Here is an 18,532-nt window from a genome sequence, read left to right on the forward strand (position 1 = left end):
GCTCATTTCGGCGCCGAGAGTTCAGCCGCGCCGACGGGAGCCCAGCTCACATCGGGATCGAGAGGATAGATAGGTCTGCGAAGCCGACGATAATCGAACGCGCTGATGTCCGACGTGGTGACGCCCGCGCCATTGCAATCCACGTAGCCGGCGCAGAAGGGCAGAAAGGCCGGTTTGCACTGCATCCGCGATTTGAGCACGATGAAGTCCTTTTCGCGAGGGTCGACGCCCACACATCGGAAGACGCCCTCATCGTAAGGCTCGATACGGTTGCTCGTCACCACGATCTGCAACTCTCCGGACTCGAACAGAACGGTCGGGCCCGGGTTGAGCCGCGTGCCCGTGAAAACCGGCCCGGTCACCGTGATCTCACCCTCAAAAACCGCCGCCACGCGGCCGCGCAGGAGCAACGGATCGTTGGCGAAGGGGACCGAAGGCGTCGGCACCCTGCCGCCGAGCGCAATCTCTATCTCAGCGCCCTGCCCGGCCGCGAGCATCTTTCGCACGGATTCGGGATCGCAGACGGGCGCCGCCGCCACGTTCTTCAGTCCCTGACGCTGGATTTCGCGCAGCGCCGACATCGAGTCGAGCGCCCCGCCGGAATTGCAGGTGTCGGCGACATCCAACAGAAGCCAAGGCCCGCCTTCCCTGCCCGCCGCATCCCCGATCGATTGCTCTAGCGGCGCGGGTTCAACCGTGAAATCCGCCCGCCGCGCCCAGGCGCGCGCCAGAAGCCGATCGCGAATGGCGCCCGCAAGGGCGGCGTCTCCGTCCGTCATGACAATGCAGCTGAGCCCGGCCTCACGCGTGTCCGCGAGCGGAAATCCGGCCAGAAGGCTGACGGCGAGCACCCCGGGCTCACGTTCCGCCTCCCGCGCGAGCGCGATGAGCTCGGAGAGAGGCGGCTCCGACGTGTTCATTCTCTGCAGATGAACGAGCGCCGGAATATTGCCCCACGCGGTCACGGGGTCGATCTCCCCCGCCATCACTTTGAGCGTAATCTCCCCGGTGCGGAGCCCGCACTCCCTCATGTCGAGATGAGGATATGTCTTGTAAGCGACGACCGAAGTCGGCGCCTCGACCATATCTTGCGTGACGTTCGCATGGAAATCGAGGCTGAGCGCGATCGGCAATCCGGGCGCGACGCCGCGCAGACGTCGAAGCAGAGCCCCTTCGCCATCCTCATGCGACTGCGTGACCATGGCGCCATGCAGTTCCAGAAACAGGGCGTCGCACTCGCCAGCCTCGATCGCCCGCGCGACCGCCGCGCAAAGCTCGCTCGAGAGCGCCTCGAAAGCCTCGTCCTCGACCGCGGCGCTCGGCGCGCATCTGGCGATCAGAGCCACGCTTACCTTTGCGCCGCTCCGTTCGGCCGCTTCGATCAGACCGCCGGTGGCGGTGGCGGTGCCGCGAAACGCAGCCTCGGCTTCGTCGCCTCGAAGCGGCCCCAAGCCCCCGCCGAAGGCGCTCAGAGGCGTTGGCACCGGCGAAAACGTGTTCGTCTCATGGCTGATGCACGCCACGAGAATGTTTCTGGCTTTCATGAGATCTCCGGTATCTCGAGGAAATCACGGGGCGTCAGCCGACGCCCCGCAGTTCCGGCGGGGCTCAGTTCTTGGTGACCCACCAAAGCCGAATCTTGTTGTCCGCCAGCTGAAGCGCTTCGACCTCTTTCTTCGCCGCCCAGGTCAACGGCTGCTGATAAAGGGCTATGGTTCCATAGTCTTCCTTGTGGAGACGGAACGCCTCCGAGATCATTTCCTGGCGCTTGTCCATGTCGATCTCGACCTGGATCTTCTCCACGAGCTCGTCGAGGCGCGCGTTCTCGTAGCCGCCCGGGTTCCATTTGCCCCGCTGCTTGCCGCTTTTGCTGTGCATCACCGAGTTCAACAGGGCGTAGGCGTCCAGTTGAGGCGTGGACGCCCAGCCGAACAGATAGATGTCCGCGCCGCCCGAAAGCATCTTGTTGAAATAGATGCTCTTTGTCGAAGACGTATAGTTGACGTCGACGCCGACCTTGGCGAGCATCGCCGCGATGGCCTGGCATACTTGATCCGGGTTCACATAGCGGTCGTTCGGGCAATCCATGCCGACGTCGAACCCATCCGGATACCCGGCTTCAGCGAGCAGCGCCCTGGCCGCATCGACATCGTATGGAGCGGCCCTCGGCGCGAGTTCGGCGTCGTAGCCCTGGATTTCCTTGGCCACGAGAATGCCTGTCGGCTTGGCCAGGCCGCGCATGACTTTCTCATTCAGGGCGTCGATATTGATCGCCTGGTAGATCGCCTGTCTCACGCGCACATCTGCGAGCGGGTTCTCGCCCTTGACCGAACTCGAATTGAGTTCGGGCGATCCCTGGTTGAGGCCAAGGAACATGACGCGCAGATCCTCGCCCTTCAGAACCTGAAGGTTGTCGGCGCGTTCGATCCTCGCGAGATCATGCAGCGGCGCCTCCATGATGAGATCGACTTCGCCGGACAGCAGCGCGGCGACGCGTGTCGCGGATGAGGTGATCGGGGTGAAGATCACCTTGTCCAGATTGTGCTCCGGTTCATCCCACCAATCCGGATTGGCCACGAAGACCGTCTCGGCGTCGGGCCGCCGGCTTTCGATCATGAACGGCCCGGTGCCGTTGGCGTTGGTGGTGGCGTAACTTTCCTCTCCCTTGCTGGGATTGACCGGGCGCAACGTGTCGTTGGCCTCCATCCATTCCTTGTCGAGAATGAGGACGCCGGCGAGGTCGTTCAGCAAGACCGGATAGGGCCCGTCCAGATGGATATCGACGGTATGGTCGTCGATCTTCTCGACATCGCTGATCGCGGAGGTCGCCACGATATAGGGCGAGTTTTCATCCCGCGCACGGTTGAGAGAAGCCACCACGTCGTCGGCGGTGAAAGGGTTGCCGTTGTGAAACGTCACCCCTTCCCGCAGCTTGAATCGCCACGTCGTCGGCGCCGTGCGTTCCCATGAAACCGCCAGCGCCGGCTCGAAGTTCAGCGTTTCATCGTAGCGCACCAGCGGCTCATAGACGTTCTGGAGAAAGCCGCTCGTGAACGTGGTGTAGTAGGCGTAAGGATCAAGCGAAGCCGCATCGCCGCTTGCGGCGAAGCGGAGCGTCTCTGCGCTCGCAGGCGCTGCAATCAGGCATGCGGCGAGCGCAAGCGCGCTCGAGCCGGTTGGTCGCATCCAAAGCATATAAGCCTCCATCTGTCGCAACGCCCGGCGCGGATTCGCCCGCGGCGGGCTTTTTGTTTGCGGCTCTTTGAGATCTCCGCTGAAGGGGAAGGCTGGCAGAATGGACACGAAAACGAAATTGCTATCTTTTCATGCCAACCGAACCAATGGTTATGGAATGCCGCATATGGATCTAAGCTTCAGACAGTTGGCCGTTCTGCGGGAACTGATGACCAGCGAGACCGCCACAAGCGTCGCGAAGAAGCTCAATCTGTCGCAGCCCGGGGTAAGCAAGCTGCTGCGGCATACGGAGGAGCAGCTGGGCTTGCGCCTGTTCGAGCGGATCAAGGGCCGCCTTTACCCCACCCCGGAAGCAACGCTGCTGGTATCGGAACTTGAAAAGCTGATGGGCGCCGCGGAGGCCTTTGACCGCCTCGCAGACGACCTGCGCGGGTCTGTGGCGGGGAGGATCTCCATCGCGGCGCTGCCGACGCTCGCCAACGTCTTTCTTCCGTCGGTGGTGACCGAGTTCCAGCACAAGCATCCGACGGTGCGGATCGCGGTCGAGGTGCTGCCTTCGCTCAGCATCGTGGACAAGGTGAATGATGGTCATGTGGATATCGGCCTGCTCGGCGACTCCACCGAGATGCCAACGAACAAATCCGAAGATCTCTTCGAATGCGACTCCGTCTGCATCATGCCCCCGGGCCATCCGCTGACAAGGCGATCCCACATTCACCTCGAAGACATGCTCGAGCATGTGATTGTTTCCTATTTCATTAAATCGCCATATGGCGAGCGCATTGCGGGCACGTTCGCGGAAGCGGGTCTGACATACGATCCAAAGATCGAGGCCGGGGCATCCACCACCATTTGCGCGCTGGTCGAAAGCGGCGCCGGAATTGCGATCGTCGAGCCATACCTGCTCTACAGCCACACGCCGCCCAATGTCGTGTCCCGTCCGATCCGACCAGTGATCCCGATGCGGCCTCGACTGATCTACCCTCGTTATCGGCCCCTGACGAAGGCCGCCCGACAATTCGTAAACATGTTCAAGCAGGCGATGGAGGACAAGGCGCGACAGTTCGGACCATGATCCAAGCCATGCGGACCAATTCGTCACCCTGTCCGCGCCAAGCCGCGCTCGCCTCCGGGTCGACGCCCGCCGCCTGCGCGCATTGGCGCGAAACCAGGCGCGCGGATCACCCTTCCGCTCCATTCCGCCTGTCGGCGGCGAACCGGGTTGCTGTTGCTCGCGGCGGACTGCGTCTGGCGTGTGAACCGGTTCAGATTCCTGATCCTCAGAATCATTTATCTATTTGATATTAAATAATAAAATATGTGCGAATCAAGACCGATCGTTTGATTGATCATTTCGACCCATATTCATACGCCGCCGCTTCGGCGCATTCCCTGATCCGCTCCATCTGCCTGCTGTCTCGGGCGCTCAGATAGCTGAAGGCGAATTCCAGTTTCCCGATCCTGGTGTTTGGCGATGTGTTCAGCCGAACGAGGCGCCCGGATTCCACCTCCGGCTGCGCCAGCGAGACGGGGAGAAGGCCGAGCCCAAAGCCGTCGGTTATCAAATGGATCATCGTGGACAGCGATGCGCAGCCGTGCAGAAGCGGCGTAGGCAGGTTCGGATCGATGAAGACGCGCTCGACCTCGATGAATGGCATCGATCCTCTCAGGAAGGTGACGATCGGAAACTGCACCAATTCCCTTGGCGACAGCACGCCTTCGGGCAAGGTCATCCGCGGCGAGGCGAACCAGCCCAGATCGCTGCTGTAAATCGGCACCGCGACCGCGCCGGCCGGGACCAGCTGCCTCACCAGAATGGCGACGTCGACGCCGTCATCCACGAGGCGCTTGGCGAGCACCGGCGAGAGCTCAACGGACAATTCCAGACGGGCGTCGGGAAACGCGCTCCTCACCCTGCTCAACATGCCGGGAAGCAACGAATGCACGATCGACTCGGAGACGCCGATGCGGATCGTTCCGGCGAATCCGGAGGAAGGCAGCAGGCTGGCGGCGATCTGATCGCGCATCTCGATCAGCCGCCCGGCCTGATCGAGAAAGCGTCGCCCGCTGGGCGTGAGGCGGGCGCCATGGCGCTTGCGGTCGAACAGCTCGACGCCGAGCCGTTGCTCCGCCTCGGCGATCCTGGTCGAAACGGCGGACTGGGAGAGCCGCAGCTTCTGCGCCGCCGCCCTGAAGCCCCCGCAACGGGCCACTTCGCGGACCATTTCCGCATCTCTGATGTCAAACACGTCGAAGCCACCCCCGGCCGCGCACGGCCTTTGATCTGCTCAGGAGATCAATTCTATCACCTGTCAATCGATTGACGAGAACTAATTTTCCGTTAGAGTCTGGCGTGAAGTGGCCAGCCCGCCGGAGTCCTGATGAACGCCCCCTTGCTGACGACAGAAGACCTCACGATAAGTTTCGGAGGCGTGCACGCTGTTTCCGGCGTCTCACTTCAGGTCGAGGAGAAGAGCCTGCATGCGGTGATCGGCCCGAACGGGGCCGGCAAGACGACCTTCTTTCACCTGCTGAGCGGCGTCTACAAGCCGACGCGCGGCGTGATACGGTTCCGCGGCGAAGACATCACCGGGCTTTCCGCGGCGCAGCGGGTGAAACTCGGGATCGCCCGGTCCTATCAGCGGACGAACATCTTTCCGCGGCTGACGGTGCGCGAGAATTTGAACCTCGCCGCCGCGCGCGCGGCCGGCGAAGGCTGGTCGATGACGCCGGGCGCGACGAGCCCCGCCGTCCGCGCGATCGTCGATGATGCGCTCGCCCTGTTGAGCCTGAAGCACACCGCGGATCAGGAGGCGCAGACTCTCCCCTACGGCGTTCAGCGTCTCGTCGATATCGGCATCGCGCTCTGCTGCAAGCCCAGCCTTTTGCTGCTCGATGAGCCGACCAGCGGCCTGTCGTCAGCCGAACTGAACGAAGCGGTGGATATCCTGAAGACACTGCGCGCGCATTTCACCATCCTGCTCATCGAACACAATATGGAGCTCGTGATCGACTTGGCCGACCGCATCAGCGTTCTCGATTTCGGCGCGCTTCTGGCTGAGGGCGGCGCCGAGGAGATCGCCGCCAACCCGGAGGTCCAGAAGGCGTATTTCGGCAGCCGCGAAAAGGCGAATCCGCGATGACCGGTCTCGCCGTCAAGCGCATCAACGCCTCCTATGGGAAAAGCCACATCCTGCACGATGTGTCGCTGTCGGTCGGCAAGGGGCAGGTCGTCACGCTTCTTGGCCGCAACGGCGCCGGAAAGACCACGACGATCCGCGCCATAGCCGGCCTGCTCACGGCGACCGCGGGCCGCATCGAGCTGAATGGCGAGGATATCACGAGGCTCCGCGCCGATCAGATCGCCAAACGAGGCGTCGCCTGCGTCACTGAAGGGCGGGGCATATTCACCCATCTCACCGCCCGGGAGAATCTCAGGATCGCGGAGCGCAAGGGGCGCGGCTGGACGGTCGAGCGTGTGCTGGACGAATTCCCGATCGTGGCGCGGCTGCTGCCGCGGCCCGGCGGCGCGCTGTCGGGCGGCGAACAGCAGATCCTCGCGGTGGCGCGCGCGCTGATGCTCGACCCCTGGCTTCTGCTTCTGGACGAGCCGTCCCAGGGGCTTGCGCCGGTGATGGTGGATCATGTTCTGGAGGTGCTTGAGCGCCTTCGCGCGAACGGGCTTTCGATGCTGATCGTCGAGCAGAAGCTCGATATCGCTCTCGAACTCGCGGAATACGCCTATGTGCTAGAAAATGGCCGCGTCGTGGTCGACGCGCCGAGCAAGACGCTCCGCGACGATCCGGGCATCGTCAACAAACATCTCGGAGTGAGCGTCTGAAGACGCGGGGGCGGCGGCTCACGCCTGCCCCTTAATTTTGCAGAGGGAGAATGCAATGTTTCCTAAGATGAACAGAAGGGCTCTGCTACAGGGAGCGGCCGCGCTGGCCGGAACCTCGGCGTTTCCGCTTTTGGGCTCTCCCGCGCGGGCGGCCCAGGGCGATATTTCGGTCCTCGGCATCGTTCCGCTGACCGGCCCTTACGCCGCCGATGGCGAGCGCATCAAGCGCGGCCAGGAAATGGCCATTGAAGATTTCAACCAGCGCTCCACCGGCCTGACGATCAACTATGTCTCGCGCGACAGCGCGGGCGACGCCGGCGCCGCCACCCGGCGCGTTTCGGAGGCCATCGAACGCGAGAACGTGGTGGCGATCGCAGGCCCCTGGGCCGACGACGTCTCCGCGGCGGTCTCGGATCTGGCGCAGCGCGAGAAACGCGTGCATTGCTTCAGCGGCGGTCCGCTGCCGTGCCACAGGTATAATTTCCAGTGGGCGCCGCCCTACCACGCCGGCGTCGAAGCCACGATGAAATACGTGGCCAGGAAGAACCCCGACGCCAAGCGGTGGTACATGCTCACCTCCGACTACTCCTTCGGATGGACGCTGGAGGATCTCGAGAAAAAATTCGCCGAGGAGCTTGGCGTCGAGATCGTCGGCTCGCAGCGGCATGTGTTGGGAGAGCGTGAATTCAGCCCCTATATGGGCGAAATCGCGGCGGCCCGCCCGGACGTCATCCTCGTCAACAATTTCGGCCTCGATACGGCCCAGGCCCTGCGCACCGCGCATTCGTTCGGCCTGACCCAGCAGGCCAAGATCCTCGTGCCGTGGGGCAGTGGAATCGAGGACTATATCCGCCTGGACCCGAGCATCACGCAGGGCGTGGTGATCGGATCGGCCTTCTACTACACGATCGACAACCCGACCGCGAAAAGCTTCGCCGAACGCTATATCGAGCGTTTCGACGAGCCGCCGGGCTATCCGGCCGGCAGCGGCTACGGGACGATGCAGCTCATTCTGGAAGGCTTCGCGCGCGCCGAAGGCGTGGAGCCGGCCGATCTCGTGAAAGCCCTCGAAGGCTGGACGATCCCGGACACCATCGTCGGGCCGACGCGCATCAGCGCCGAGTCGCATCAGGCTTTCCGCCCGTTCTTCGTCACCGAGGGCAAGAGCCCGGATGAAGTGGATGGAGAATTCGATCTGGCGCGCATCGTCGACACACATAGCGGGGAAGTCCCCGACGACGTTCTGGCTTGCACGGATATCGGCGCGCTCTGACGAGTCGGAGACGCGAGCCGGCTTTCGGCTCCCCGCTTCAGGGCCTCCGGGCCCTGAAGTTTTGCGGAGATCATCGAAACGGTGGTCGCCCTGGCCGCGGCCCCGCTGAAAACGGACGGACCAAGTGGATCTTGTTTATCTCAAGCTGTTGAATGGGCTGACCACTGGTGCGCTCTACGCCATGACGGCGTTCGGGCTGACATTCATTCTGGGCATGCTCAACATCCCCAATTTCGCCCATGGCGCGCTTTTCGCGCTTGGCGGATACGTGGCCTACAGCATCATCCAGATCACGGGGTCCTTCTGGTGGGCGCTGCTGCTGGCGCCCCCGCTGCTGGCCTTGTTCGGCGCGGTGCTGGAGCGGGGGGTGCTACGGCATCTCTACGGGTCCAATCCCGATGACGAGAACTACCTGCTGCTGGCCCTGTTTGCGATGGCCGTCATCCTGCAGGAAGTCATCATCATCATCTGGGGCGGCGCCGGCGCAAGCAGCCTCCCGCCGCAAAACCTGGCGGGCGCGGTGCAGCTCGGTCCGATCTTCTACCCCAAGTTCCGGCTCTTTCTGCTCGCCATATCGGCCGCCGTCATTCTGCTCGCCTGGCTGTTCATCGAGCGCACCCGCGCCGGGGCGCTGATCCGCGCTGCGATCGAAAACCGCGAAGCCGTCATGCTGCTGGGCGTGGACATTCGCATCCTGTTCGCCGCGAGCTTCGCGCTCGGCGCGTTTCTGACCGCTCTCGCCGGCGTGCTGAGCCTGCCGGTGCGGGGCCTCCATCCCTTCATCGGCATGGACATTCTGGTGATCTCATTCGTCGTGGTCGTCGTGGGTGGGCTCGGCAATCTCTATGGGGCGATCTTCGCCGGCCTGCTCATCGGCCTGATTCAGGAATTCGCCACCTATATCAATCCCCTAGCGTCTTGGCTGACAATCTATCTCACGATGATGCTCGTTCTTCTCCTGCGTCCGAACGGCCTGTTCGGCAGCCGCTAGGGAGCGCGACGATGCTGAAAAAAGGATACGGTCCCGTGCCGGCGAACCACGTCATCCTCAACCTACTGGGCCTTGGGGCCTTTGTGCTCCTGATCCCGGTTCTCCTGCCGTTGTCGATCGCGATCGACATCCTGATCTATTCGATCGCGGCGCTGGCGTTCGCCCTTCTCTTGGGGCAGGCGGGAATGCTGTCCTTCGGGCAGTCCGCCTTCTTCGCCCTCGGCGCCTATGCCGCAGGTTATGGCATAGCGGAGTTTCAACTGACCGCGATTCCGGCGCTGCTCCTCGCGGCGCTGATCGGGGCGGGCGCCGCGGCGATCGTCGCCCTGCTGACCGCGCGGCTCAAGGATGTCTATTTCATCCTCATGACGCTCGCCTTCGCGCAGCTCGTCTACTTCACGGCCATGACATGGCGCTCGGTGACCGGCGGGCCCTCCGGGCTGAGCGGTTTCTCGCGGCCGGTGCTGTCTTTCGGCTTCTTCGACATACCGCTCGACAGCGCCATGCGCTTCTACATTTTCGTCGCCGTCGTTCTGGTGATGGTCTTCGTCCTGTTCTACGGGCTGGTGCTCTCCCCTGTCGGGCTGGTGCTGCGGGGCATCAAGGACAACGCTGACCGATTGGAGGCGGTGGGGTATCCGGTCTGGAGCTACCGGCTGTTCGTCTTCACCTTCTCGGGGGCGCTGACCGGGATCGCCGGGGCGCTCTCGGCGTTCCAATGGCAGATCGTGCCGGTCAGCAAGGCCAGCATGAACGAGTCGGCCAATATCGTGTTCATGTCGATTCTCGGCGGCGTGACCGCGCCGCTCGGGCCGGTGGCCGGAACCACGGCCTATATCGTGTTGAGCGATATCGTTTCGACCTATTGGGCGCGCTGGCCGATCCTGTTCGGCGCCTTCATCATCGCGATCGCATTCTTTATGCGCGGCGGCATCATCCAGGGCGTCGGGCTGATCTTTTCGGGGCTGCATCGCCTGTTGTTCCGGCGGTCCTGAAGCGCTGGGGGAACGGGCGCCCCATCCGCCGCGATCAGCGCGCCTCCTCGAACGCGCCGGCCACCTGCAGCAACCGCCCATCCGTATAGGGGCCGCTGGTGAGCATCAGGCTCGGAGCGATGTCTTCGCCGCCGTCATGGCAAGGCAGCGAGATCGACGGCCAGCCGGTGAGGTTGGCCACCCACTGATAGAGCACCATGGCGTCCCGCACCGGCATTTCGCCGCCTCCGGTCAGGACGGCGTCGGCGTCGCGCAATGGCGGCGCGACCGGCAATGTGGGGTTGGCGACGACATCGAAGCCGGCGAGATCCCGCGAGAGGCGACCGCACCATTGCTGGCGATAGCGCTGCGCATCGACATATTCCGCGCCGCTCAGGCATGAACCGGCGAGAAGATAGGGCCTGATGTCCGGGTCGATCAATTCGGGCGCGGCGCGCAGATTTCCGCGATGATAGGCGGCGGATTCAACCAGCATGATGACGAGCCAGGCGCGATAGGCCTCCTCAAGATCGACATAATCGAAATCCCGCACAAGGGCGCCATGGCTTCGCAGAAGGTCCATCGCGCCATCGAAGGCCGCGAGCGTGGCCGCATCCGCGCGCGCGACAGCAGAGCGCGGAACCCCGACGCGCAGGCCCTTCAGCGTCGATTCCGCCGAACCGCCGGCGGGAAAGACCTGTCCGGACGCGCCTTCCAGAAGCAGCCGCGTATCGGTGACGTTGGCGGCCAACGGGCCGAGATGGTCCAGCGACCACGCCTGCGGTATCGCATCCGCCGTATCGAGCAGGCCATAGGTCGGCTTCAGGCCCACGATATAGCAGCAGGCCGCCGGAATGCGGATCGAGCCGCCGGTGTCCGATCCGACGCCGGCGGCCACCATGCCGGCCGCGATCGCCGCCGCCGTGCCCCCGCTCGACCCTCCCGGCAGACGCTCCGGCGCGCGAGGGTTCAGAACGCTCCCGAAGCGGCGGTTGGCGCTGCTGACGCCATAGGCGAATTCGTGCATGTTGTTCTTGCCGACGATGATCGCGCCGGCGCGCCGCAAATTCTCCACCAGCGGCGCGTCGCGCCCGGTCCGGTAGGTCTCCAGAATCGGGCTGCCGGCCGTGGTCGGCGCGGACGCCGTGGCCAGAACGTCCTTGACCGAGATCGGAATCCCGTCGAGCGGCCCAAGCCGGCCGCCGGCGAGCGCGCGCTGCTCGGCGGCGCGCGCATCCCGGCGGGCGCTGTCTTCCATGACCGTGATGAAGGCGCGGATATCGCCGTCCCGGCTGGAGATTCTGTCGAGACTCTCCTCCAGCAATTCGACAGCCGACACTTCACGCGCGTCGAGACGCGCCGAGAGATCCGAAATCGCGCCCATCGCCGCCTCGCGCGTCACCGGTTGGGCCTTTCGGTTTTTGGCGCGGCCGGACGGAACCGGGTCGCCGGATCGTCCCCGGTGGGGCGGCCGATATCGAACGGCCTTCGCGCAATCTCCAGAAGCGCAGCCACGATACGGCCCTCATCCGCCGTGACGCGATGGTCGGTCACCTCGCGCAATCTCTCCTCGGTCTCCTTCGCTGTCGGACAATCGTCGCCCATTGAACATCCCTTTCCATTCCGATCGGCTCCGCTGAGCGAGAGCCGGCTTCCGGGCGCGCCCGATCGCGGCCGTCTAGCGCTGTGACCGCGCCGCCCTAACGCCGCGGATCGACATGCGCCCGACCTCCCCTGCCTCGCCTCCATGCACGCCGCAAGAGCGGCGCGCGCCGGTGTGAATACAAGATGGCGCAATCCATCGTTTCGCGAAAGTGGATGGTGCGGCTCTCCCGTCGCCGGCGTTCCATCAACCCTTTCCGTCTGAACCCTGGCGAATCCGGGCGTCCTTTGGCGTCGCCGAAAGGCGGGTCAGCGCCACCAGGGCGGGCGCCCGCCCCATGCGCCCGACAGGCCGGGCTCCACGAGCAACTTCTTGTGGCCGCGGCCACTTCGGTCAGCTACGAGGAGCGGAGCCTCTCATACATCGCGGCCGCGGCGCTGGCGCAATCGGACACCTGGCGGCGGGGCGGCCGCGAAAACTCGCTGGAGACACCTGATGAAGATACCCGAACTCGCCTTCACCACCACCGACTGGTCGAGCATCCCCGCGACCGAACATCCGGGCGAGAGCGGCGTCGCCTACTGGCGCACGCTCACGATCGGCGACATACGCATCAGAGTGGTGGACTACAGCCCGGGCTACCTGGCGGACCATTGGTGTGACCGGGGCCATATCCTCTACGTGCTCGAGGGGGAGATGGAGACGGAGCTGAAGGACGGACGCCGTTTCAAGATGGCCGCCGGGACAAGCTATCAGGTCTCCGATCACGGCGACGCGCCGCACCGATCATCGACCCAGAATGGCGCGAAACTGTTCATCGTCGACTGAGAAACGCGGAAACGGGGGAGCGTCGCCGACCAGACGGGAGACCCGCCCGCCGCGACGCACCCGCCGCACCCGCTCACGCGGAGCTACGCCCCGCCGCCCCGAAATCCCGCCGTGTCGATTTCCGTTCCAGCCCCCGTTTCAGCCCCTGTTTCACCGGACACCTAAGCGGCTTCGGTTCATGCCCGACAACTGGCTCTCCAACCGCATCTTCACCAGCGACGGCGACATTCTCAACCACTGCCGCGAGGCTTGGAACAAGCGATCGAGCGCCCCTGGCGTATCCGAACGACCGGAGTGAGGGATTGGGCTCATAGGCCATAAACCGCGCATGTTGGTGGAAATGAGCGCCGTGACCAGAGCCAAACCGCGACAGATCCACCCGTCCTCAGCCGCCAGAAAATGCCGTTCAGAACGCGCTGGCCGTCCACCCGCTTCACACCCCGATCCTTCGCCGGGGGCGACGGCTGAATCATTGATCTCTTGAAATCCGCCAGATCGAAACGCGCCATACCCGCCTCCGGCTCATTGGAAGCGATGAATCAGACGGGGCGCGAACTCGAAAGCCTGTTTATGGGCATGTGACCTAGCTTCTCGCCACGAAGACGATACCGGCCAGAATCAGGCTCGCACCGAAGAGCCGGGACGCCGAGATGTGTTCTCCCAGGAAAAGCCATGCAAACAGCAGCGTCAGTACAAATCCCATGCCTACGAACGGATAGGCTTGGCTCACGTCGATCCGGGACAGCACGGTCAGCCAGACCAGCGCCCCCAAGAAATAGACCGCGAGGCCGCCCACCACGAAGGGGGAGAAGGCCACAGCCTGCACCTTGGCGAGCATATCGCTCCCGGCCAGCGCGGCGCGCACCGATGGCGCGCTCATCCCGAATTTCAACATGATCTGCGCGCAAGCGCTCAGCGTCACGCTGAAGACTGTCAGAACGAACACCGCAAACGACAAGATCAACTCCTAAACCGGGAAAACGGAGAGCCGCGAGAAGATTGCAATCAATAGCACGACGCCCAAGAGGATCAGGCTCGGCCGGTCGCGGAACGCATAGAGGATAGGGTCGTCGTGCATGGCCCCGCGCTTTACTGCCCGCCAGAAACGCAACTGCCAGTAGAGCACGACCGGCACAATCAACCAGAGCCCCTCCGGGTGGTCGAAGACAGACGCACCCTGCCCGAATTTGAAGTAGAGCGCCAACACGACCGAAGAGGAGAATGCGGCCGCCACGCCTGAGATCGACAGAAGTTCAATATCTCCGGCGTCATAGCCACGCCGCAGGACGCGCCCGTCCTTGGTCATCGTCAGTTCGGTGACGCGCTTCATCAGCGCCATCCCGAAGAACAGAAACATCGAGAACGAGAACAACCAGATCGAGACATTATACCCCGTCGCCTCCCCGCCAGCATAGAGCCGTACGGTATAGAGCGCCGCGAGCGCGAGCACGTCGATCAGGAATTTCTGCTTCAAAAACAGAGTGTAGCACAGCGTCAGCGCCAGATACCCCAAGGCCGGCAGCAGGATGCTCTGATAACTGGCGACGAGCAACCCCGCGCCGACACAGCCGACGACGAGCAGCGCACCCCTGGCGATGCCGAGCTGACCCGAGGCGAACGGGCGGGTCTTCTTGCACGGATGAGCACGGTCAGACTCTATGTCGGTCAGATCGTTGAAGATGTAGGTGCCCGAAGCGAGCAGCGAAAACGCGATGAAGGCGATGCCGGCATGGATCCAGGCGGCCTGATCCTGCCAGTGGCCCGAGACGAAGATGGGCACGAAAACGAGCACGTTTTTCACCCACTGATAGGGGCGCAGCGCTCGAACGGCGGCGAGAGGCCCGCCCGCGCCAGGGGTGAAAGTCGCAAGGATGGGCGCGATCTTCTCGACCCGGCGAAGCAAGCGTTTGTTGCGGCTGACGACAATCGCCGCCGCCGCCACCCGCCAGACAGCGAGATCGGATTTGGCGTCGCCCGCATAGACAAAACCGTCCTTGCCGAAGCGCCGGACCAGAGCCGCCGCCTTGACGCCGCCCTTGAGATTGGTGGATCCGTCGCTTGACAGAATCTCGTCAAAGAGACCGAGGTGATCCGCCACGCGATGCGCAATCCTCCTGTCCGCGGCGGTGACCAGCAGCAGGCGCGCGCCCTTTGCCTTCTGCGTTTCCAGCCAGTCGATCAACGGCCTATTCCATGGCAGCGTTTCGATGTTGACGAGCCGACCTTCAGCCAGCCGGCTCTTGAGGTGCGCCCGTCCCCGCAACAATCCGCCGAGGCAAAGAAAGAACCTGAACGGAAAGGCCACCAGGAAAGCCAGCGCGATCTCGAACAGCGTGTCGGACGAAACAAGCGTCCCATCAAGATCGACGCAGATAGTTTCGAGCGCGTCGCTCGCGTGCGGATGATGTTCTCGCGCCCGCATCACGTTCAAACTTGAACCCCGTCCGGATTCGCCGGGATAGCGCAAGATTTCGAAAATATCGGTGAATTATCCATGATTACTTAACTTAGAATCGTGCAGATACGCCTATGAACGACACCTACAACAACACTATAGACTTGACCATGGGTTATTAATGTCTATTTGCTTCCAGATCGACGAGTACGCATTGTGACGCATCTCACAAGCACTCGTATCGAAGAAAAAACAGGAGCCTGTCGGTAGTGTCGGCAAATGTGGAGACGGCGCGTGCGCGCATCATTGCGCTGGCGGCGGGCTTGGCGCTGGCCTGTCTCGCTGCTGCGATCACTTGGGTGAGCTACGGTCATTTTGACCAGACGCTGACGCTCTGGGAACGAGTCGATGTCTGGTTCTCCGCAGATATCGCGCGCGTGTTTGACAATCTGACGGACCGGACCGCCGGCCATGTCACCACTCACAAGCATCCGCTGTTTTCGCTCGCGTTCTGGCCAATCGTCTGGGTCTTCTCGCGCTTTACCGACGATAGCGCGACGGCGATCGGGATGCTCCTTGCGCTGAACGCCTTCACCGCCACGATGCTCCTGTGGCGGTTGCTACGCTGGCTCGGACTGGCGCTAATGGACCTCATCCTGTGCCTGGCGCTTTTTCTCAGCTCCGCGGCCTTCCTGTTCTGGTTCGCCGTGCCCGAGACATTCGCTTTCGGCACGACCAGTATTCTGCTCAGCCTGCAGCTTCTGACCCTGCCTCGAAGCGGCCCGGGAGGATTGCTTTTGACCGAGGCTCTGCTCTGCATGGCGAGCCTGACGATCACCATCACGAATTGGGGCGTCGGCCTGATCGCGGTGGCGCTGCGCCATGGCCTGCTACGCCTCGCCAATTGGCGCGCGGGAATGATCCCGACCTTGAAGCGGCCGGTCGCCGTGGTGGGTCTGGCCGGAGGAATCGCGCTTGCGCTCGCCTCCTTGCAGAATGCGATCTTCGGCCAGGCCGGGATGTTCATCAACGTGGTCGCGCTGGCGGACGAGAGCAAGTTCTTCATCGACGTGACGGGCCGATCGGCGTTGACGCGTCTGTTCGACCTCTCCGTCAGCCCGATCATCGCGGGCGACCTGCTGAGTTATCCACAGGCGGCCATCCCCGGCCTCGCGCCCGAGCGCGGCGTGCTTGACATGTCGAACATCGCCTTCGCCTCGGTCGCGCAGATCATCGCCACCGGGGCCTGGCTCCTGACGCTGGCGCTGGCGCTCGGCGTCTTTTTGCGCGAGCGGGGCGCGGACCTGATCGTGGCGACGGCGCTTCTGTCCAGCGCCGGCTTCATGATGATGCACCTTCTCTATGGCAGCGTCTATTTTCTCTACGTCGCGCATTTTGTCGCGCAGTATGCGCTGATCTCCACCTTGGCGCTGCGCGGGCGGACGAAATGGTTTGGGCGCGCCGCCCTGGCCGCAGTGGTCGTATTTGGCGGCTATCACAACTTCGCTATACTTGAGGCGGCGCGGGCGCTGAGTTGAACCGGCTCCGCTCCTGAAGCGCACCCCAATTTCACCGGCCGGCCCGGCTGGGGTTGAGCGCGGCGCGGAACGCGGCAGGCGAGCACATGCGAAGCGCGGAATGAGGATGGACCGTGCTGTCGTCCGAAATTCATCCGGCGACGAGCCCGGGCGCCGTGACGGCGCCGGGCCGCTCGCGGCTTCATCAAGCATCGGCCGATCGAAGGCGCTCGCCGGGGCGCGATCGAACCGCAGCCACCCGCCCTTTCGACGACGTCGACATTGACGGCTTCGAACGCCGGCCCGGTCGCCTTTCCATTTATTCGGCGGCATTCGTGGCCAGGCGCTTCGCCCGGAACAAGGCTCCTGGCGTCTTCGAGCAACCTACGCCGCACCGATTTTTGGCGTCAGAAGCTCCGATCCTGAGAGCGGACCGGCGAGCTCCATATGTCGGCCGGCTTGCGCGAGGGAGCCGAGTGGCAGCGGGTGAAGCCCGAGTTCATCGATCAGCCCCGCGACCGTCGCGACGGCAGACGCGTCGTCGCCGGCGATGAAGAACACCCGCGTCGCGCTTTCGGGCGCCGGCGCGAACACCGTGGCGAAGGGCAGCGTGTTGAACGCCTTGACCACGCGGGCCGCCAGCGCCAGCCGGGCGACGATCTCGCCGCCGGACTCGCCTTTCAGATCGTCGATCCGGGGATTGGGCGGGCGGCTCAGAAGAATGTTGGTCGCGTCGACCCGGATCCGGCCCTCCTTTGGGCCGCCGGAGCTCAGAATGTCCGGAACGCTGGCCCAAGGCGCCGTCAGCAAGACGAGATCGCGGTCAAGTGCCTCTGATGCCCAGCCGGGCGTCGGGCGCCGACACTGGCCCCGAGGCTTTCCGCCACGCTTTCCGATCCGCATCATGCGCCGCCTTGGCTAGATGGTTCCGATGGTCCGCGCGCGGCCCGTCGCCGGCGCGTGGTGACGGCGCAAAGGCGCGATCCGCTTCATCGGCGCGCCTTCGACGGCTGGGCGCAGGGCCCGCAGGCCGACAGGAAAACGCCCGGCGTCAGGCTTTTCCCGCCGGCCCGACGCGCCTCAGACCTGATTCATGCCGCCGTCGACGAACAGTTCGATCCCGTTGACGTACCCCGCATCCGCGGATGCGAGGAAGAGCACCGCGCTGGCGACATCCTCCGGCTGGCCGATACGCCCGGCGGGTATCGCGCCGATGACGTCGTTCTTGACGCTCGCGGCCTGCTCGCCGCCGCCGAACAGGGCATCGAGCCCGGCGGTCTCGGTCAGGCCCGGGCTGACGGCGTTGACGCGGATGTTGCGGTCCTTGAGGTCGAGGATCCAGCTGCGCGCGAAATTGCGCACCGCCGCCTTGCTGGCCGAGTAGACGCTGAAGTTCGCCGTGCCGGCGGTCCCGGTGGTCGACGAGGCGAGGATGATCGTAGCGCCGTCGCGCAGCACCGGCAGCGCCTTCTGGACGGTGAAGAGGAGCCCTTTGACATTGGTGTCGAAGGTCCGCTGGTAGTGCTCTTCCGTGATCGCGCCGAGCGGCGCGAACTCTCCGCCGCCGGCGTTCACGAACAGGACGTCGATCTGCGCATGTCTCTGCCGGACGGCGTCGTAGAGACGATCGAGATCGGCGAGGCTGGACATGTCTCCGCGCACGGCGGCGTCGAGCGCCTCCTGGCGCCTGCCGGTGATGTAGACCGCCGCGCCCTCTGCGGCGAACGCCTTCGCCGTTCCGAGGCCGATGCCGCTGGCGCCGCCGGTGACCACGACGACCTTGTTGTCGAACTTGCTCATCCTGAACTCCCCTTTTCCAGCGGCCGAGAGCATCTCGCCGCTCGCAAGGGAGATGAAAACGCAACGTTCCGGCTTGTAGAGGTCAGAATTGGGCTGCAGCGTTCTTCTTGTAGAA

At 63.9% G+C, this 18,532-nt stretch carries 17 protein-coding genes; 8 read left to right on the forward strand and 9 right to left on the reverse strand.

Going from position 1 to position 18,532, the window contains the following annotated elements; genetic code table 11:
- Positions 1-2: 2 nt before the first annotated feature.
- Entirely contained in the window at positions 3-1,544 is a 1,542-nt protein-coding gene (locus WG921_RS11535) for a M81 family metallopeptidase (RefSeq protein WP_340109391.1), read from the reverse strand.
- A gap of 64 nt (positions 1,545-1,608) precedes the next feature.
- The gene (locus WG921_RS11540; RefSeq protein ID WP_340109392.1) at positions 1,609-3,195 is read right to left on the reverse strand and encodes an ABC transporter substrate-binding protein; all 1,587 of its coding nucleotides are present in this window, start codon (positions 3,193-3,195) and stop codon (positions 1,609-1,611) included.
- A 100-nt stretch (positions 3,196-3,295) separates the two neighbouring features.
- On the opposite strand from WG921_RS11540, the gene WG921_RS11545 reads away from it, so the two are divergent.
- Positions 3,296-4,270, forward strand: a complete 975-nt coding sequence (locus WG921_RS11545; protein ID WP_340109393.1) for a LysR substrate-binding domain-containing protein — start codon at positions 3,296-3,298, stop codon at positions 4,268-4,270.
- 274 nt (positions 4,271-4,544) lie between these two features.
- Here WG921_RS11545 and WG921_RS11550 read toward each other — a convergent pair whose 3' ends face one another.
- A complete protein-coding gene (locus tag WG921_RS11550) occupies positions 4,545-5,420 on the reverse strand; it encodes a LysR family transcriptional regulator (RefSeq protein WP_340109394.1) in 876 nt (291 codons plus the stop codon).
- 156 nt (positions 5,421-5,576) lie between these two features.
- On the opposite strand from WG921_RS11550, the gene WG921_RS11555 reads away from it, so the two are divergent.
- From WG921_RS11555 to WG921_RS11575, 5 genes are all read left to right on the forward strand, one after another.
- Positions 5,577-6,338: an ABC transporter ATP-binding protein gene (locus WG921_RS11555; RefSeq protein ID WP_340109395.1), complete on the forward strand. Its 762-nt coding sequence runs from the start codon at positions 5,577-5,579 to the stop codon at positions 6,336-6,338.
- Entirely contained in the window at positions 6,335-7,036 is a 702-nt protein-coding gene (locus WG921_RS11560; protein ID WP_340109396.1) for an ABC transporter ATP-binding protein, read from the forward strand. Before WG921_RS11555 ends, WG921_RS11560 begins: the two co-directional genes overlap by 4 nt.
- 67 nt (positions 7,037-7,103) lie before the next feature.
- Positions 7,104-8,309, forward strand: coding sequence for an ABC transporter substrate-binding protein (locus WG921_RS11565; protein WP_340109397.1), 1,206 nt, complete (start codon positions 7,104-7,106; stop codon positions 8,307-8,309).
- 124 nt (positions 8,310-8,433) lie between these two features.
- Entirely contained in the window at positions 8,434-9,300 is an 867-nt protein-coding gene (locus tag WG921_RS11570; protein ID WP_340109398.1) for a branched-chain amino acid ABC transporter permease, read from the forward strand.
- 11 nt (positions 9,301-9,311) lie between these two features.
- Entirely contained in the window at positions 9,312-10,295 is a 984-nt protein-coding gene (locus tag WG921_RS11575; protein WP_340109399.1) for a branched-chain amino acid ABC transporter permease, read from the forward strand.
- A gap of 34 nt (positions 10,296-10,329) precedes the next feature.
- Here WG921_RS11575 and WG921_RS11580 read toward each other — a convergent pair whose 3' ends face one another.
- The gene (locus WG921_RS11580; protein ID WP_340109400.1) at positions 10,330-11,676 is read right to left on the reverse strand and encodes an amidase; all 1,347 of its coding nucleotides are present in this window, start codon (positions 11,674-11,676) and stop codon (positions 10,330-10,332) included.
- The gene (locus tag WG921_RS11585; RefSeq protein ID WP_340109401.1) at positions 11,673-11,879 is read right to left on the reverse strand and encodes a hypothetical protein; all 207 of its coding nucleotides are present in this window, start codon (positions 11,877-11,879) and stop codon (positions 11,673-11,675) included. The genes WG921_RS11580 and WG921_RS11585 overlap by 4 nt, the downstream gene beginning before the upstream one ends.
- Before the next feature lie 493 nt (positions 11,880-12,372).
- On the opposite strand from WG921_RS11585, the gene WG921_RS11590 reads away from it, so the two are divergent.
- Entirely contained in the window at positions 12,373-12,705 is a 333-nt protein-coding gene (locus tag WG921_RS11590) for a DHCW motif cupin fold protein (RefSeq protein WP_340109402.1), read from the forward strand.
- 583 nt (positions 12,706-13,288) lie between these two features.
- Here WG921_RS11590 and WG921_RS11600 read toward each other — a convergent pair.
- Both WG921_RS11600 and WG921_RS11605 read right to left on the reverse strand, forming a co-directional pair.
- Positions 13,289-13,663: an SMR family transporter gene (locus WG921_RS11600; RefSeq protein WP_340109403.1), complete on the reverse strand. Its 375-nt coding sequence runs from the start codon at positions 13,661-13,663 to the stop codon at positions 13,289-13,291.
- 9 nt (positions 13,664-13,672) lie between these two features.
- Entirely contained in the window at positions 13,673-15,127 is a 1,455-nt protein-coding gene (locus WG921_RS11605; protein ID WP_340109634.1) for a UbiA family prenyltransferase, read from the reverse strand.
- 242 nt (positions 15,128-15,369) lie between these two features.
- Between WG921_RS11605 and WG921_RS11610 the strand changes: the two genes are divergently transcribed.
- Complete coding sequence (locus tag WG921_RS11610) at positions 15,370-16,638, forward strand: hypothetical protein (RefSeq protein ID WP_340109404.1); 1,269 nt, start codon at positions 15,370-15,372, stop codon at positions 16,636-16,638.
- Between the two features lie 363 nt (positions 16,639-17,001).
- On the opposite strand, the gene WG921_RS11615 is transcribed toward WG921_RS11610, so the two are convergent.
- Both WG921_RS11615 and WG921_RS11620 read right to left on the reverse strand, forming a co-directional pair.
- Positions 17,002-17,427 carry an NADPH-dependent F420 reductase gene (locus tag WG921_RS11615; RefSeq protein ID WP_340109405.1) on the reverse strand — a complete coding sequence of 142 codons (426 nt, stop codon included), beginning with the start codon at positions 17,425-17,427 and terminating at the stop codon, positions 17,002-17,004.
- A gap of 270 nt (positions 17,428-17,697) precedes the next feature.
- Complete coding sequence (locus tag WG921_RS11620; RefSeq protein WP_340109406.1) at positions 17,698-18,417, reverse strand: SDR family NAD(P)-dependent oxidoreductase; 720 nt, start codon at positions 18,415-18,417, stop codon at positions 17,698-17,700.
- Between the last annotated feature and the right edge of the window lie 115 nt (positions 18,418-18,532).

The sequence above is a fragment of the Paludibacillus litoralis genome (assembly GCF_037646705.1).
Taxonomy (GTDB): domain Bacteria; phylum Pseudomonadota; class Alphaproteobacteria; order Rhodobacterales; family Rhodobacteraceae; genus Pikeienuella; species Pikeienuella litoralis.